Origin of the sequence: Photorhabdus noenieputensis (genome assembly GCF_018448935.1) — a bacterium.
Taxonomy (GTDB): Bacteria; Pseudomonadota; Gammaproteobacteria; order Enterobacterales; family Enterobacteriaceae; genus Photorhabdus; species Photorhabdus noenieputensis.
The window spans coordinates 1-17852 of the sequence record NZ_RCWC01000020.1 but is presented as its reverse complement, the minus strand read 5'-3'; the positions used below and the strand labels follow the sequence as shown (position 1 = coordinate 17852).

Sequence of the window (17852 nt, the reverse complement as noted above, 5' to 3'; positions counted from 1 at the left end):
TCAAGTATACTCAACTCCATTGATCACGTGTTATAACTGCGATATCCACAGGCATTGGTTTAAGTGAAAATGAAATTGCGCGTCAAACGTTCGTTAACCATTAAACAGATGGCCGCAGTGACCGGCGTCACGCTGGTGACCATTGCTATTTTTATTACGATTCAATTGTGTCATTTTATACAGCAACGTAAAGATGATTATATCAGCCAGCTTAATAATGCGGCAGTTCAGGTACAGGCACCTTTAACGGAAGCACTACTTAATTCCGATCTGAGTAAAGCAAAAGAGTTGCTGATAGGGTTGCGTACTGTAGGTATTTTAGGGCGGGCAGATGTGGTGTTGCCGGAGGATATCCGGGTGATACGATTGAGTTTTGCTACCCATCGCCCAATCCCTGAACTGGCCAAACGTGTTTTTGGTATCCCTGTGGAAGTGAGTATTCCTCTTCATGTTTATGGTTCAGTATCGACAGATACTAAACCGCTAGGGCATCTAATTCTGCAAGTGGATTCCAACCGAGTATATCGTTTTGCTATTAATACGTTGGCACTGATGCTGACAACTTATTTATTACTGGCCCTTATCCTTACGGTGTCAATAAGCTGGTGTATCAACCGGATTATTGTGCACCCATTACGAGACATTGCGCGGGATCTTAATAACGATCAACCATCAGAGCCAATGGCTTGCCCTAAATACCATCAGGATGATGAACTGGGTCTGCTAATCAGGGGATATAATCGTCAATTTGATAAGCATAAACCTCCGTCATCATGAAACCATTCATGGCGGTTTGAGGTCTAATCCTCTTTATAATCCTGACAGGATTTCGCCTGCTAAAATTCAGGTTTTTGCTTTTTCTACCGTTATTATTGGTCGAAGGGAACATATTCTGTCATCAATGGTTAAACCTTCGAAGGCTAAAACCAAGGATAGACATCTATAGGGGTTCACATGCAGGGTACGAAGATTCGTTATGTTATTGGTGGGATAATGCTGGCAGTTGCGGGCCAGACGCAGGCAGAAGCCTTGCAGCCTGACCCTGCCTGGAAACAAGGTAAACTGGAAAACGGTTTTAACTGGCAAATTTTGCAGACACCACAACGTCCTAACGACAGAATACAGTTGCGCCTGGTCGTGAAAACAGGGTCACTGGCGGAGAAAACCCAACAAGCGGGTTATACCTGGTTGATTCCGAAAGTCGTGCTCTTTAGTAGCAAAAGTTTATCTTCCACCAAATTAGAGCAGTTATGGAACAGTGCTATTGATCCAAAATACCCACTGCCTCCAGCTATTGTTTCATATGATTTCACACTTTATAGCTTGAGCTTGCCACATAATCGGCCTGAACTACTAAAAGACGCATTGAACTGGTTGGCTGATGCAGCGGGCAAAGCGGTATTTACACCTGAGACACTGCAACATGCCATGAAAATGGCTGGTGCATCCGTCGCAACCTATCCACCCGATATACAAGATCCTGTGTGGCGTAGACGTTTGAAAGGTTCAACGCTGTTAGGGCACGATCCGGCGCAAAATGCGTCTCGACCTATTGATTTGGAGAAGCTTAAGCAGTTTTACCGGCAGTGGTATACCCCTGACATGATGACGTTATACGTTGCGGGTCATGTGGATAGCCGTACTCTGCCGGAAAATATCAGCCAAGCGTTTTCATCATTGAAAGGTAAACGCCATACTCCGGCCACTATTGCAGCGTTGTCACCAATGAAACCGGAGACCATCGGGGTTATCAGCGATAAAAAGAAAGAAGATACTTTATCCTTGATTTGGGATCTCAATTGGCAGCCAATTAATGATTCACATGTGCTAAATCACTATTGGATCAGTGATATTACCCGCGAGGCGCTTTATCGCTATTTGCAACTTGGGCTGGAAAGGAAAAATGATAAAGCGTTGAAATTGGGGCTGGATTGTAAAGTCCAGTATCATCGTGCGAGTTGCGCCCTGAATCTCAACACGGCAGCCGGTAATCTAAAACCGGCAATGGAATATCTGGCGGCTGAGTTGGCCACGCTACGCGATAAAGGATTGCCGAAGGGGCAATTTGATGAGCTATATACGCAAAAGCAAGCTCAACTTAGCCAGTTATTTGCCATGTATGGTCATACCAGCACGGATATTCTGATTAATCAGCGCCTTTTGTCCCAACAGAGCAATGTGGTGGATATCGCCCCTGAGCAGTATCAGCGTTTGAGACAAGCATTTTTAGCTTCCTTGACCCCTGAAATGCTTAATCGTGAATTGAAGCAGATCCTGTCACAAGAGGTGGCATTTATTCTGATTCAACCGAAAGGGGAAGCGGAGATGGATGTTGACCAGTTAAGAAACAGCTTTAATCAGATTATGTCGCTGACACCACATGAGGATAAGGTTGATATTCCGGCACAACCACCGATACCTAAGCCTGAGGAAAAAGCGTCTTAAAGCAACAAAAAGGGCGGACAATACCGCCCTTCATCATTGGGGACTACTTTTTAGCCTCAGCTCTAAGTTCAGTCACATTCTGACCGCCGATTCCCCAATTATCAGTATCGACTTCATCAATAATGACAAAAGTGGTCGCCGGATTTTTTCCTAATACATCGACCAGTAACTGAGTGGCTCCTTCAATTAATTGCTTCTTTTGTTCTGCTGTAGCACCTTCACGAGTAATTCTGATATTAACAAACGGCATAAACAGCTCCTTTTCATTGGGTTATTATTAGCAGATCGCTCTGCCAGGGCATATTTATTCGGTATTTTTATAATTATTATCCGCGGTGGCTATCCAGGCAGCGCAGAATAGCGTTAAGCGGGCAAAGAGATAGAAAAATGTCATCAGGCCGATAACAGAACCAAATGCGGCACCAGAGGGAGAATTGGCGAGGCGCGGCAATGTCATGGTCATAATATACTTGATCACTTCAAAACCTATTGCTGCCATCAATGTTCCTTTCAATAGCGCTTTGCGTTCTGGCTGGTGGCGAGGCAGCACCCAAAATAGCCATAGGAAAAGCAGATAATTAGCTGAAATAGAAATGGCTAATCCAATCAAGAACCAGGATGGACGCAGCCATTCAATGCCATCTAACCCTAACATATTGACGATGGTTGCTTGGGCAGAACCTGCGATAGAGGTCAATGATAGCGTGATGACCAGCGCTAATAATAGCCCAATCAGAGAAATAGAATCACGAAGATATTTAAAATAGATTTTCTCGTTATCTTCCTGATTTCTTACCCAGACAGGGTGGAATTGGGCAAGAATGGCTTGACGTAAATTACTGACCCAATTCACACCGGAATACAGCGCAATTGCCAAACCGGTTAATCCCACGGTAGTACGTTGTTTAATTGCTGTATCGACACTATTTTTCAGCGTATTGGCAAGAGTCGGATCACTAATACTGTTGGCGATACCGTTAATCAGTTTTGCCAGCAAATCGGGATTAGAGGCCAGAATAAAACCGGCAATGGCGAAAGAGAGCATCAGAATTGGGATAAGTGATAAGAAGGAAAAATACGTTATTGCGGCACCAAACTGATTACCCATCCGATCATTAAAACGCAGCGTTGCACGGATAAAGTGAGCGATAATAGGAATAGTGCGGATATAATTTCCTACTCTGACCGTCAGAGAAATCGCTTTTTTACCGTGATGAATTCCCTTCTCCAAAGGTGTTCTGGACAACCGTTTTGGCTGATGTTGGGTTGTTTCCTGTTTTTTTGTACGCTTTGGCATGTATAGCCTCAAATAGTTACCTTGCTTGAATATGAGTAATCTCATCATGCCATGTTTCTACGAGATGATTCCGTTGTCAAATCTAGGTCACTTGTCAAAGTGATATGCCACCAGCCCAACGAGGAAAGATTTTCCAGGCGATAGTCTTGGGTGAAATTTAATCTTCCATTTATTAATGTCATTGATATAATATTGACCAATGAAATAATAACTCAGGAGGTAATTAGTATGGCCGTGTACCCGGATGGCAGTAATAATATGTGTGGAAGAGATGCTTTTAAAATTGATGGCGATAATAGGAAACATCTTGGAACAGGCTCTGACGGTTGTATTGTTCTTAATTTATCCATCAGGAAACAAATATGGGTCAGTGGCGATCACGATTTAACGGTAGAATAATATTACTATCGGTAGTTGTATTATCATTTTCAATATCTGCTATTGCCGCAGGGCCTGATTGTTCAGATATAAATGGATGGGCAACTCAGCTTACTGCGAATAGTTTGAATGACTTTGGTATTGATAGACATAGTATCGATTTCGATAAAACGCAAACATCATTAATTCTTTCTGAGAGATTAAATAAAAGTGAAGTGGCTATTATTCTACAACGTGAAATAGCTAAGGCTGAAAGGGAAAAAGTACTGATTGATAAACATGAGTTTGATGATGTTTATTTATCTCAGCCGATTTATAGGCAAATGTATCATGTAACATTTACCAACAAATCTAGGGATAAACTCAGTTTCATAACAACGACTTTAGCTTCAGATGATGAATGTTCTATCGGTATAGAAAATATTTATCAAATTTCAAAGGAAATAAAAGAATATTGATGCTAACTTTATTTAAAAGCCGCTTTCATTGTGGCGGCTTATTATCTAACAATTCAAAGTATAAAGCGTACTTGTATTGAGTTAATACCCTTATTCATGCATAGTGAGTACTCTCTGATTAAATATTTTCATGATTAGGTATATTGATATGCTGATAATCATCAGTGAAAACACTTTTAGTGAAAAATTATATATAATAATGCTGGATAAATATGAGATTGGTATCCACATTAATGTTGAAACAGATATTAAGATAATTGAAATTAATACTTTACGTGAAGTTTTTATCTTTTCGTTAGAGTCAGGGCGGGATTTCACTTTGTATTTAATTTAATCAAAGATAAGTTGACTACGAAATTCCGCTGACCATATTGCTCTTCGACGTTTAGCCGCCTGACTATCCTTTATACTGGTATTTTGTTTAATTACATTTAATGCAATTCGATTAAAAAGAGCCATTTGTGCTGCTCCATCAGGATCTTTAAGCGAGATAGCATCTTCCCTAAAAGTCACGTCCAAAACCCAGTGCAGCTCATTTTCCACCGACCAGTGTTTTCTTATTGCCGTAGCTGCCAGTTCTGCATCTAAAGGGAGTGAACTGACATACCAGCGTGAATCACGGTGGGGGGGCTGACCTTTCACTTTTCGTTCACTGACTATTTCAATAATCGATTGTATTGAAGGCCATTTTGTCTGAAGTTCTTCCGGCAACCCGGCACGAATTTGCATAACGTGGCGGTACTCTTCTCGCCCATGACCTTTGGTTTTCTCTGTAAATTCAAAAAGTTCATTACTTTCATAATGCGCAGCAAAATGTGATTTAACAAACTCAGAAAGTTTTTTTTGATTACTTTTGACACCCACAATAAAATCGCCGCCCCGTTGAGTAATTAACTCAAGGGTTTCTTTCTGACAATGCAGGGCATCCATTGTGACTATCGCTCCATCAAGTGCCAATAATTCAATCAGTTGTCTTGCAATCGGACCTTCTTTGCCTTTACTTTCAGCTGCCCGGTGATATAGGGCAACACCGGATTCCACATCATAAGCACTGACCACATGCAGAGCTTCAAATAGGGTTCCTTTGCAAGTCCCTCTCATTGTTTTTCCATCAATAGCGATAAGACTTTTTCCTGCCTTGGTCCGGCGCTGGTTGATCCAGCCATAAAAGGCTTCAACCAGTGCATCTTGTTCTATCATTTTGATAATATTAGCAATACAGTGACGACGAGGAATGCCATGAGTAAAGCGCGTATATTGTTTAAGCCACTCAATTTGTATCTCCCCAAATTCCTGAATGGATTTCCAGCCAGAAGCCCCACATAACACGGCAGCAAAAGCCAAAAAAATCACATCCATTAATTCATGTTTTTTATTGATGTCAGAACGGGGGTCGTCTATCTTGCTGATAAAGCTGAAAATATTCATTGTTATAATCACTATTTTAATAGAATAGAGTGATCTTAGCGTTTTAATGAGGGAGATGGCCATAAGAAGTGATCACGGGTTTTTATTTAATCTTAATAACCTTACTAAAAATGTGAGATCTCACCCTATCGTTAGAGTAATTAGTATCCTCTGATTGATATCTGCTTATTAATATATTAAATTCTCTACTTATCTTAATAGACAGACTTATTAACGTAATGACTAGCATTATTGCCATCGCGTAATCCACATATCTAAACAATGGATTATTGAACTTAAATGCAATCATAAAAATAATATATGTAGTGAATATATTTGAACAAATAGTTTCCTTTCTAAATATTCCATTTATTCCAGTCTGTGATTTATAGTATTTTTTAAGTTCTAATTTTCTCTTGTAAATTCTAAACAAAATTATATTCCCAAGTCATTTGTTAATTTTTTAACAATATGAAAAAGAATTAACATTGTCAATTGGAACTATTGAAACATTCAATATACGTAGCAATAAAAAGATCCCTCATTTGAAGGATCTTTTATAAAAGAACAAATTAATCAGATTTACGATTAATTATTTCGCCATTAGTTGTACTACTTTCGGTTTCATTGCTATAAGTTTTCACCAAAGGTATTTTGCCGGACAATACACCTTCCTGAACTGCTTTAACAATTCCGCTAACAGAATCAGGTAATGCAACGTTACCGCCTTTACTATTGTCATAACTAGTAACAGATTGTTGTTCCACATTTTGGGTATTAAGAATGACATTGCCTTTCTCGCTACCAATCTGCCCACCAATCAGATGAGTATTTCCTTTTACATCTAAATTAACCCCTTGATTACCGGAAATAACCGATTGTTCGCCGACATTTTCTCGATCTTTAATATCGACATTGCTTTTAAGTTTACCTGTAACCCCATTAATGCCTTTAATATTATTAAGACTATCAAACGCAGAGGTTAATCTTTCCTGCCATCCTTTCGGTTGTGGCTCTTCGGTTGGGTTTTTAGCTGGATCATCTTTCAATATCTCATCTTTCGACACATCGTCTTTAGACGAATCATCCTTAGTTGACTCGTCTTTAGGGATATCGTCACTTTTTACTTTGGATTCTTTGGTGTAATTCATGCCAGCATCAACACCGACATTTAACCCATGTTCAGTATCCTTACGGCTTTCAACTCGTAGATCACCACCAATACTGCCTGTTACCTGAGCCGCCTCTATTCGTGCTCCGGCCACGGTCGTATCACCGCCGCTGTTGATGACGACATTTTCACCTTTGATATGGCTATTACGTTGGGTTGTTGCTTGCAGGCGATCAATCCCTACTTTGACTTCCCCGCCAAAGTTCTGTTTTGTGGTAGTGGTTGTACTGTCATCTTCCGCTTTCTTGAGCGAACTTGCATTACCTCCACTGCCTTTCAGGTTAAATTCCCAACCATCGTTGTTAATGCGATCCTGAGCAGATACCAGTTCAACATTACCTTGTTTAGCATTCAGGTCGATTTGCTTGCCGGTCACTTCTGCACCTTTCAACGTCAAATTATTGCCCGCACTTAGGTTGATGCCTTGTTTACCGCCAATTTCACTGACCTGAGCTGTGGTACTATTTTTGCTATCTGTGTTGTAACCGCCGCCAAGACCAATATGAACATTCTTACCCTCTGGCGAGTTCCCCCCTTTAGCAGATGCTTCTCCGTTATAACCGGTTGTTGTTTTCGTCATGCTATTGGTAGCATTATCAAAACGGATATCACCTTTAGCATCTATATTAGCTTTGCCAGACCCAGCATTCAGAGATGTGCCTTGATATTCAGCATCCCTTTCGACGCGAATATTAATGTCATCCGCAGCGGTAATCCGGCTGGTTACTGCTTCGGTTGTCGTGGTATGGCTGCTTTGTATGCCGCCTTTGCCTTTACCATTACCGGAAATATCTTCACCGGTAGTGGTATAAACACGTAAGTCAGCATTGCCGCGGGTTTCACTGTGACTGCTTTCGTGGTGATTCTGTGCTGCTTCACTGTTATGGCTACCGGCAGTCAGTAGAACGTTACCCTTATCAGCACGATATTGAGTGCCCTGATCATACAGTTCGCCATTGGTTTTGATGACAACATTGCCGGCCTGAACAGAGGTCACGACTGCTTCGGACTTTTTATCTGTGGTCTGGCTGCTACCGCCGTTGGCACCAATATCTGCCCCGAAATTGGGTATGCCTTTTTTGGTTAAAGTGCCATCCAGCGCAGATTTACCGGGTTCTTTGACCAATTTCTCCATTGGACGGGTGACCGCGCTATAATCGACATTGACACCAATATCCGCGCCAACTTGTAGTTTGTGGTTGGCATTTGATGTCGTATTCGATACGGCCAGATTGCTGACTTTGCCTGCTTCTGCGGTATAAGTGCCATTGACTTCATGCTTCGTGCCTTCCTGAACCAATTCACCGTTGGTTTTAATGTTCAAATTACCTGCGATTTGAGAGCCGGAAACAACGGCGGTCGTACTGGTATGATTGTTGTTGTTACCTTCATAACTACCATGAATGCCGGAGCCGACTTTATCGATTCCTCCAGTAAGATAGGCACCAACGTATTTTTTACTCTGAGATTTCTGTTCGGATTTTTTATTATCCGCGGCTAACAGATGAACATTCGCGCCGGTAATCTTAGCATCACCTGTAGTCGTCACCAGATTGGAACCGCGCAGGGTGACATCTTTATCCGCATCGATAGTAATGCTACCTCCACTCAACGTGGAAGCTTGCTGTGTTATCGTCTGATTTTTTTGGCCGTTACTGGTATGTTCAATGCCTATTCCGGCACGATACTGTTTATCCCCCTTTGGTTGGAAGTGGATTTGCGGCTCCAGAGAGGTGCTTTGTTTATCAACCTGTTTCTGTTCGCCATAAGAGAGCACGTTGATATTGCCGGATGTGTTCAGGCTAAGCGCGCCGGTACTTTGCACCTGACTGCCAATAATATTGATATCTTCATCACCGAGTAGTTTGAGATCCGCTTCTGAAACCAACTCGCTGCCATGAGATTTCTGTTGCTGGCTATTGGTTCTTTTTGAACTATTAGTGATGTTAAGTACGGTGCCTGTTCGCTCATCAACTTTGTGATTGATATGACTGACCGCATTATCGATGGTTACTTCACCACTATTAGCATGTACAAAGGCACCTTGAGTCGCTTTTACTTTACTGCCGGTAATCGCTATACCTTCATGACCTGATAGCAATAAACGTCCATTCGCCGTCAGTTCAGACGCATGGCTAGTTTCTTTTAACTCACTATTGTCTTTATTCTTGCCGCCACCGATACCGCCCCAGTACCTTTTATCATCACGTACAGCACTGCTGTTAGCCGTTTTCTGAACATCGATTTGCAGTTGTTTACCGGCTTCCAGTGTCAAATTTTGACCTGCATGGACTTTCGCCCCCAAAATCTCGGCTTGATTTCCTGCTTTAATATCAAGATTACTACCTGCTTGTAATTCACTGGCAATCAAGCGCTCGGTCTGCTTACTCTCTTCCCAACTTCCGGTCTGCAATTTAGCCGTTTGATTTTTTTTATAACCTTTTTCTAGTGATGTTTCTATTTCAGTTAAACCGGCAATCTGTACATCTTTTTTCGCTGTAATGGCCAGCTTATCGTTGGCCTTTATTTGGCTGCCACGGATCTTAACATCGCCTTCAACGGCATTTAAATTCACATTCTGCCGGGCGGTTATCGTATTCCTTGCCTGATGCAGTTTTTCACTTTCCCGAGTCACCTCATTGCGCCGGGAATAACTCCATTGGTTATCAATATTTTTAGTGGATTGCTTTAACTGCTGCCCATCTAAAGTCAGATTAGCGCCACTTAGATTAACATCATCACCCACGATATCTGTGGCTGTAATCCGGTTATTACTCTTGGCGACCAATGAGATATTTTTGCCTGCGAGTTGAGTGCGAGCAAGTGACTGGCTACTTTTACTATCATTAGCATAAGAACCGCTGAAATAGCTTTGGTAATTATTACTACCATCACGGCTATATGCTGATTCGCTGACTTTACCTTTTGCCTCAATATTATTGCCTGTGAGATCGATATTTCCGCCTTGCAGATGCGCCGCTTCTAAATTGAGATTGCCGTGGGAATTAACCATAATCTCATCACTAGCAGTGAGAGAACCTTGCAAATTAACTCCACTGCCTTTTGCGGTATTAAGTAGACGGATACGACCGGCTTGCATACTACCGAGATAATAGCTATCCAGCACACTGGTTAACTCTTGCTGAGAATCAAGGATCTCTCCTGTGGCTGAGGTTTTATTTTCACCACTGATCGCATTAATCTCTTTTTGAGCAGTGACTGGGCCCCGGCTGTCAATTTTGGGTGCGATAAGATCAAGAATTGCATTAGCGATTAAACCATCCGATTTAATTTTCAGACTATTCTGATTATTAAACATATTAAAACCTTGCAAATCACCTTGTTCTACCAATGGATTACCCACAACCAGAGAAGCGCGGTTAGTATTGATAAAACCACATCCATTACAGGTGATGCCGTTTGGGTTTGCCAGTACATAATCTGCTGCTATGCCAAACACCTCCTGTTGACCTAATAACAAGGAAGGGTTCCTGCTGATAACTTCATTCAGAATCAGGCTAGCGGCTTGACCATTTAAATTAGGGTTAGCGGCGAGCTGACCGGCTAATTGTGATTGCCCCTCCTCCAGCGCGTTATTTAGCACGACGCCCATCTGACCGACGTTGTAATCCAGATATTGGTTATGTGACAGCCCGGAAGAAGAGGGTGTTACGATATTTACAACCGTTGCTTTACCTTCGGCCGCGAAAATATCGGGATGGTGTGCTGAATCGCCACCACCAACGATTTCACTGGCAAAACTGGTAGAACAAGAGACAAGAATGATTGCCATAGAAGCGGCAAGCTTGCCGGTAGGGGATAACCTGAATTTTTTGTTTTTCATACATTAAGTCTCTATATATTTAGTTATATTACTGTGTGTACAGCGTTGGGTACTGCTTAAAACCATCAAAAGGAGTAAGAAAAACGGACTAGCACCTGAATGGGTTCATCAGATGCTTGGCGATTGGAAAGTAGCTTTCCTCGGCTGGTTTCTATATCGAATACCATGCGCTGGTATTTCAGCGTGACGCCAGAACTGATTCCGGCACTGCTTTGCCAGCCTTGTGGGCTGCGATATCCCTGAACCCGGCCGGTATCAATGCCGATACGCATTGATAATGTGCTGTTGGCGAGGGGAAATGTCCGGGATAACGTATTTTGCAGATACCAGCCGTTATCCCCGGATAGCGTATTTTTGCTAAATCCCCGGACTGCATTCCGATCAGTGATATTTAGCCATTCGACGCCGGGCAGACCTCGCCGGTTGTATTGTCCATAAAACAGGTTATTGAGCTGATAAGGCGAGTTGAACAGCATAAAACGCTGATGCAGATTGACCATCAACTTGCCTTTGGTGAACTGTTTATCGAGATAAGCGGTTCCGGTTTGTGCTCCAAACCAGGGCAAACCCTGTTCAACACTCAGATTGAGCGTGATTAATCCGGTTGGAATGATATGTAAATGATTAACACCGAGCTCAAAGACACTCAATGTTTGGCTACTGACGCCAATCTTGGCATTGTCGATGTAATTATTGTAATTCTTGTAAGTTAATTGCCCGCTGACACTATTAATCTGAGATTGATTACGATAGAAGGCAAAATCGGAACGCATGCCGATTTGCTGAGTATCACCATAAATCTTTATGGTTCTCATTTGTAAATGGGGGCGGCTGGCATATTGGGAATAACTACCAAACCCACTGAATGTTGCTGCGCCATAGGGCACTGAATAAAGCAGAGTATAAGCACGGCTATACCGGTTTGATGGGCTATCTAACGTACTACTGGCATTCAGACTGATGAAATCGGATAAACCAAATGGACTATCAAAACTGGCATTTGTGCGGACCAGCCATTTCCCAGTACTCTTTTGTCCATAATTATCAGTTTTGATATTCAATAACCAAGGCTTACTGCGCTGATTATGCAGTTTAATCACTGAACCACCATTCACCGTTCCCGGTAAAATATCCAGGGTGGTTTTATTGGACTGTAGCCGGTTAGCCTGATCTAAACCTTGATCGAGTTGTGTGATATTGAGTGGTTGTTTTTCCAGACCGGGAAATAACATACTACTATTCACCCAGCGATCACCGCCTTCGATTTTTTCAATAAACCCTTCGATAACATTTATCCCTAACTCTCCATCGATATTAGGCGCAATAAACTGAATACGGGCGGTGATGTAGCCTTTACTGATATAAAGATGAGTCAGTTCGTGGCTGAGCCGATTGATATCATGACTGCTGATACACGTCGGGGACAAAGCGCTGAGCGTACTTAAATCCCGAATCGAGAGCAGAGATATCCCTTTAAGGTAAACACCGGTTAACGGCAGACATTGCTTAGATTCCGGCAATATTGGCGCAGGAGTTGACTCAGGAACGGTATTAGCCTGCTGCTTTAATTGCTGATATCGGCGTTGTTCTATCAGTTGGTTAATTTCTCTGGAACTATCTTGCAGAGTTCTTCTAGCCTCAGTCATTGGCAGATTATCATTTACCTCTGCCGGTGAAGCGATTATCTGAAAGGAAATACAACCCAATACTAAAATAGATATTCTTTTTATCATTCATTCACCGATAAGGATGATATTTTATTCCATAAAACATAAATATAGGATGATAGCCTGATAGTAATGACACACATATTGGCTAATTTATTCGTTATTAAAGCACACTCCTGGTTATATCTTGCTCTGATTAACGAGTGGCGTTTCTTTTATATCTCGATTTTCTATTAGAAATTTTAATTAGTTGGTTATTCGGATAATAATGAGTTAATAAGAGCAATGATTTTATTGCTTATTAATGAATTAACTTAAGTGGAATAAGTAACAGGCAATGAGTTTTTTAAAGAATAGCGTGGGTTGTACTAGGAAGATTTTTAAAGAAAGGAAAGCTTAACCTAATCAAGTAATAATAAGCTAAATTTTAATTCACTGTTATTTAGCCGGATAGACGATAATGTCAGATGTAATAGTTCCTGTAAGTTATTTTAGCTAAAGAAATAAATAATAGAGAGAAAGTCATTTGAGCCGATAACAGAATAATTGTCGGAAGATTGGTGAATTTATGGATGGGAATGAAATTTACTGATAATGTTGGAAAATTTCTCTTTATAAGGTAATAGTTATAGGTATTTAGGTAAAGTTGATAAAGGAAAAATAAAAATACTGGAAAACTATTTAAATAATTTCCCAGTAGAAAATGACAAGATACAAATGATTAGTTATTAGTTACTTCAACATATGGATCATATCGATAATAGCCTAGGAGCTTTTTGCCATCATAAGCAGCAAAGAACCATGTATATTGTTCTACGCCGGGTCTATGAGCGGTTGCTTGGAAATAGCTATCTTGTGATTCAACGAAAATTACCTTAGGTGCATCTTCATCTGCATTAACGCCTGAAGGGACCATTGGAATTTTTTTGCCCATAGGGTTCTGTGACCATATTTGTGATGGGACAGAGATGACATCTTCTCCTTTACTAAGCTTTTGGAATTTATACAGTATAATTGTATAGTCGAAATTATTAGATACAGTTGTCGCCCTCCATCTAATATTTGCATTAATGGGAACAGTGACACGGGCACCAGATGAACTCGCCACTTTTAGTCCAAACTCTGGAGTATAATTAGCGATATATACATGCTGACGGATAATTGTTGGATTTGTAGGGTCCAGAGAACTTGTAAGATGATTATTGCGAAGATATTCAATTATTGACTCAATATCAATAACAAAGGTCACATCAGCTGTAACAGAGTTTCTGGCTGTAACAGTATCATTTTTACCCTGAATGATTTCACTCATTATAACACCTCTTTACATATTTAAACTATTTATTAGTAATCGAAAGATTATTTTGTTTACTCATTATTATTATAATAACTTTCTTTTTATATAATTAACTATTAAAGTTGAAACAGCTACTGGTATAAATCATAGTTTATACGGGAAAATTACTCATACATTTATCAGGTATTACTTCATATTGCCCAATATATTAGTTAATTTATTGTTGTGAAAAATAAAACATAAAAACTTAAGATTAAAATATAAAATAATCACTTATATTGATTTGAAAATAGTTTAATGTTCTTCATATGGCTGTAATATGTTTTTATATATATTATTTTACCTGATTATGAAAATTTCAATCCTATTGATATAATTTCTTTTGTTTACGAATAAATACATTGTGGCTTATCAAATCTTGCTTTTGTATAACAGTAAATAATTGCTTTCTTTATTAAGTTTAAATTTAATCGCTATAATAAACACTAGGATTCACTATTAATTTTAAAGAGGGCATTGGGAGATTATTGAATTTATGGAGGGTAATAAAATTTACTTATATATTGGAATATTTTCTTTATAAATTAATAATGTCATTTAATTTTATTGTTATATGAGTCGATGTCTGTTACAGATATTTAGTGAAAATTAAAAATACTGGAAAATTATTTTAATAATTTCCCAGTAGAAAATGACAGTATATACCCTATGGATTTCAAGACGCATCGCGACGGCAAGAGAGCGAATCCCCAGCAGCATAGGTAACTATGTGACCGGGGTGACCGAGTGCCGCCAACAAAGAGGCAACTTGAAAGATGAAGGGTATACAAGTATTTAGCTATTAGTTACTTCAATATATGGATCGTATCGGAAATATCCTAAGAGATTTCTACCGTCATAAGCGGCAAACCACCATGTATATTGTTCGGAGCCTCTATTCAGAGCGATCGCTTGAAAATAACTATCGTTAAGTTCAATAAAATCTAGTTTAGGTGCGTCCTCATTAGCATTTACTCCGGAAGGAATTACTGGAACTTCTTTACCTCCAGGGCGCTGTGACCATATTTGTGATGGGTGCGATATGATATCGTGGCCTGAGCTTAGCTTCTGGAATTTATATAATACAATAGAATAGTCGAAATTATTAGATACAGTTGTCGCCCTCCATCTAATATTTGAACTAATGGGAACTGTTATATTGGCACCAGATGAAGAAGTCACTTTCAGTCCATCCTTTGGAGTATAAGTGGCTATATATACTCCAGAGTTGATTGTTGTTGGATGGAGGGGGTCCATAGATATTGCCGGATGTCCTTGCATAACGGATTGACGAATTTTCTCAACATCAATAACAAAGGTAACGTCAGCTGTAACAGTATTGCCAGATAAAATCGTATTGCTCATTATATCTCCTCTTTATATTTTAAATTTAATTATTTTGAATTTGTTATTCTCTAATGATCTTTCGGATTAATAATTAACTATTAAGGTTGAAACAGCTACTAGTATAAATCATAGTTTATATGGGAAAATTACTCATACTTTTATTAGGTATTGCTTCATATAGTTCAATATTTTAGTTGATTTTTTGTTGCAAAGGATAAAACATAAGAATTTTATATTAAGATGTTAAATAATAACTTATATTTTCTTAAAAGTAGTTTAAAATTCTTAATGTGGCTATAATATATTTTTATATATATTATTTTTCATGATTATTAAAATTTCAATCCTATTGATATAATTTCTTTCGTTTACAAATAATACATTGTGGCTTATCAAATCTTGCTTTTGTATAACAGTAAATAATTATTTTCTTTATTAAATGTAAATTCTGCTACTATAATAAATATTAGGATTCACTATCAATATTCTTAATTTTCAAGAGGACATTGAATGAATATTAATCGACCATACGCCTTACCCTATAATTTTCATAAATTAGATGTAGACCCCCATTTTGTAGCTGAAATTTGTGAGCTTATTAACAAAATTTCGGGATTTAGTTTGTTCTCCCTTTTATTAAAGGCGCGTTTTCCTATCTCTAACCGAGAAGTGTATTTCTTTAATAATTATAATGAATCTTGGAGAACCATTTATATAGAAAAAAAGTATTGGATGATTGATCCCGTTTTAAATTTCCGACCTGTTCCACCTTCTTTTTCAAAAATATGGGACTTGGATTTTTTTTCCAAATCCAATGGGCAAGAGCTTTGGTATGTTAATCAGAAATATGGGTTTCGCTCTGGGATCACGTTTGGTCTTCCTGCATTTTCAGGAACGGATGGAATATTTTCTGTTGCAGGAAAAGATGGGCCTATTGATAACGAGACAATGTATAAATGCAGTGGAGAAATTTTAGCAGTATATATTAGGATAATCAGATATTTAACATCACACACAAAGTATTTGCAATCGTTTTATATAGATGAAACTTCATTTTCAAATAGAGAATTAGAAGTATTAAGATATACCGCAGATGGGATGACATCAAGTGAAATTGCATCAACCATTTGTGTCACTAAAAGTACAGTTGATTTTCACCTAATGAATATCGTCAAAAAACTGGATTGTAAGAATAAATTCCAGGCAATAGCTAAAGCTGCATTACTTGGCTATATATAACTAATATCAATTTGCAATTATCAGATGATTATATTTTTTAGCCTCAACCAAATACACGTCTACTTTGGCAGAATAGTAATTATTACGGACTTGCCCTTAAGCAAGTCCGTACGAAGTTGTTGAATCAATTCAATTACTAATACCTAACTATTTCTTCGCCTGTTGACTAAACAGATACTCTTCATCCATAACTCCTTTGTTGTTCCAGTGCCCAAGTGTTACCATCGAGGATTGACCACCTGTAGGTTTACCATCCTTAGGTTTCCTACTAACGAATCCTATTACCGCGGTCCATACCCCATCATTTGTACCAAACCGTACCGGGTGCTCTGTGATCTGGATATCAGGGGATGTACTCACCTTCAGCTTGTCAATATGCGCTTGAAGGCCCTGAGTAATACTACCATCAGGATAGTGAACAATAATGTTCTCGGCATGGCTCTTCTGTAGCTCATTCCATTTTTGGTTTGTATAGACACGAAAATCAAGGTCGTCAAAGTTAGCCAAATTCTTTGCTAGAACTCGGGGAATATTGACTTTAGGTATTGGTTCACCTACTTTCGTGCCGGGCCAACTATTCTTCACCACAAATGCCGACGCGCTGGTAGTGAATACTAAAAGCGTGAATAACGATAACCAGTTGTGATTTTTCATGGTTTTTCCTCTTCGTTAGTGTTAAAGGAAATAAAAGGTTGTTTTGTAAAGAGTTAATTAATTGTTGCGCTCCTTTCATTGGATAGATTAAAAATGACTTGAGCTTGCTTGACCTTAGATTAGATGAATAAGAACCATCCAAAACAACGCAACTTAGAAAGGTGTGTGTAACTAAGCTGACTCACATGTACCGGATGAATATCGTATAAAAAGTCATCAAGCACTCCTGATGCTACGCCTAATAAAAAACCATGTAAATAGTCACTAACGAAATTATTATCGAATAAACCAATTGCCGCCGGTTAACCATTCCTTCCACATCAAAATCGATTTCCATCAATTTCAGGTAGATAGGTTATACGTTGAAGCGCTGGCCGGCGCTGGTGTGTTATCTGGATGATGGCCGGGTGCCGATAGACAACAACCGGGCGGAGAATGCGGTCAGGGGTGTGGCGGGACAGGGTAAAGCTGCTGCCGTTGTTGTCATCGGGGCTTTTTCTGCCAGTGCCGCCAGCAGGCCGGGTTCCCAGTCGGCGAGCGACAGGTGTTGTCCTGCCTGGCGCAGGTGGCGGTAATGTTGTTGTGCCAGCGCGCTCATGCCCGCCTGCT

The 17852-nt window shown here is 39.7% G+C and carries 13 protein-coding genes and 2 pseudogenes; 6 read left to right on the top strand and 9 right to left on the bottom strand.

Annotated features, from left to right (window positions below; translation table 11 throughout):
• The first annotated feature begins 69 nt into the window (after positions 1 to 69).
• On the top strand, positions 70 to 777 hold the full coding sequence (locus EAE91_RS13970; protein ID WP_214089076.1) for a HAMP domain-containing protein: 708 nt from the start codon (positions 70 to 72) through the stop codon (positions 775 to 777).
• 177 nt (positions 778 to 954) lie between these two features.
• On the top strand, positions 955 to 2445 hold the full coding sequence (locus EAE91_RS13965; RefSeq protein ID WP_214089029.1) for an insulinase family protein: 1491 nt from the start codon (positions 955 to 957) through the stop codon (positions 2443 to 2445).
• 43 nt (positions 2446 to 2488) lie between these two features.
• Here EAE91_RS13965 and EAE91_RS13960 read toward each other — a convergent pair whose 3' ends face one another.
• Positions 2489 to 2695: a 2-hydroxymuconate tautomerase family protein gene (locus EAE91_RS13960; RefSeq protein ID WP_214089028.1), complete on the bottom strand. Its 207-nt coding sequence runs from the start codon at positions 2693 to 2695 to the stop codon at positions 2489 to 2491.
• 54 nt (positions 2696 to 2749) lie between these two features.
• Positions 2750 to 3742, bottom strand: a complete 993-nt coding sequence (gene yhjD, locus EAE91_RS13955; RefSeq protein ID WP_214089027.1) for an inner membrane protein YhjD — start codon at positions 3740 to 3742, stop codon at positions 2750 to 2752.
• Between the two features lie 228 nt (positions 3743 to 3970).
• Between yhjD and EAE91_RS13950 the strand changes: the two genes are divergently transcribed.
• Positions 3971 to 4141, top strand: coding sequence for a hypothetical protein (locus EAE91_RS13950; RefSeq protein WP_214089026.1), 171 nt, complete (start codon positions 3971 to 3973; stop codon positions 4139 to 4141).
• Positions 4105 to 4578, top strand: coding sequence for a hypothetical protein (locus tag EAE91_RS13945; protein ID WP_214089025.1), 474 nt, complete (start codon positions 4105 to 4107; stop codon positions 4576 to 4578). Before EAE91_RS13950 ends, EAE91_RS13945 begins: the two co-directional genes overlap by 37 nt.
• A 330-nt stretch (positions 4579 to 4908) precedes the next feature.
• On the opposite strand, the gene EAE91_RS13940 is transcribed toward EAE91_RS13945, so the two are convergent.
• The 5 genes from EAE91_RS13940 to EAE91_RS13920 all read right to left on the bottom strand — a co-directional run bounded on the left by EAE91_RS13940 (position 4909) and on the right by EAE91_RS13920 (position 15368).
• Positions 4909 to 6006, bottom strand: a complete 1098-nt coding sequence (locus EAE91_RS13940; protein WP_214089024.1) for an ISAs1 family transposase — start codon at positions 6004 to 6006, stop codon at positions 4909 to 4911.
• A gap of 551 nt (positions 6007 to 6557) precedes the next feature.
• A complete protein-coding gene (locus tag EAE91_RS13935; protein ID WP_214089023.1) occupies positions 6558 to 11000 on the bottom strand; it encodes a hemagglutinin repeat-containing protein in 4443 nt (1480 codons plus the stop codon).
• A 65-nt stretch (positions 11001 to 11065) separates the two neighbouring features.
• Positions 11066 to 12733 (bottom strand): ShlB/FhaC/HecB family hemolysin secretion/activation protein, encoded by a 1668-nt coding sequence (locus EAE91_RS13930; protein ID WP_214089022.1) that lies wholly within the window; start codon positions 12731 to 12733, stop codon positions 11066 to 11068.
• Between the two features lie 655 nt (positions 12734 to 13388).
• A complete protein-coding gene (locus tag EAE91_RS13925; protein WP_214089021.1) occupies positions 13389 to 13979 on the bottom strand; it encodes an inclusion body family protein in 591 nt (196 codons plus the stop codon).
• A gap of 819 nt (positions 13980 to 14798) precedes the next feature.
• Positions 14799 to 15368 (bottom strand): AidA/PixA family protein, encoded by a 570-nt coding sequence (locus EAE91_RS13920; protein WP_214089020.1) that lies wholly within the window; start codon positions 15366 to 15368, stop codon positions 14799 to 14801.
• Positions 15369 to 15860: 492 nt separating this feature from the next.
• Between EAE91_RS13920 and EAE91_RS13915 the strand changes: the two genes are divergently transcribed.
• Complete coding sequence (locus EAE91_RS13915; RefSeq protein ID WP_214089019.1) at positions 15861 to 16589, top strand: LuxR family transcriptional regulator; 729 nt, start codon at positions 15861 to 15863, stop codon at positions 16587 to 16589.
• 147 nt (positions 16590 to 16736) lie between these two features.
• Here the strand turns inward: EAE91_RS13915 and EAE91_RS13910 are convergent, their stop codons facing one another.
• Positions 16737 to 17243 carry a hypothetical protein gene (locus tag EAE91_RS13910; RefSeq protein ID WP_214089018.1) on the bottom strand — a complete coding sequence of 169 codons (507 nt, stop codon included), beginning with the start codon at positions 17241 to 17243 and terminating at the stop codon, positions 16737 to 16739.
• Positions 17244 to 17593: 350 nt separating this feature from the next.
• Here EAE91_RS13910 and EAE91_RS13905 point away from each other — a divergent pair.
• Positions 17594 to 17689, top strand: a pseudogene (locus EAE91_RS13905) (IS66 family transposase); the annotation flags it as partial.
• 101 nt (positions 17690 to 17790) lie between these two features.
• Here the strand turns inward: EAE91_RS13905 and EAE91_RS24265 are convergent.
• Positions 17791 to 17841, bottom strand: a pseudogene (locus EAE91_RS24265) (hypothetical protein); the annotation flags it as partial.
• Positions 17842 to 17852: the final 11 nt, after the last annotated feature.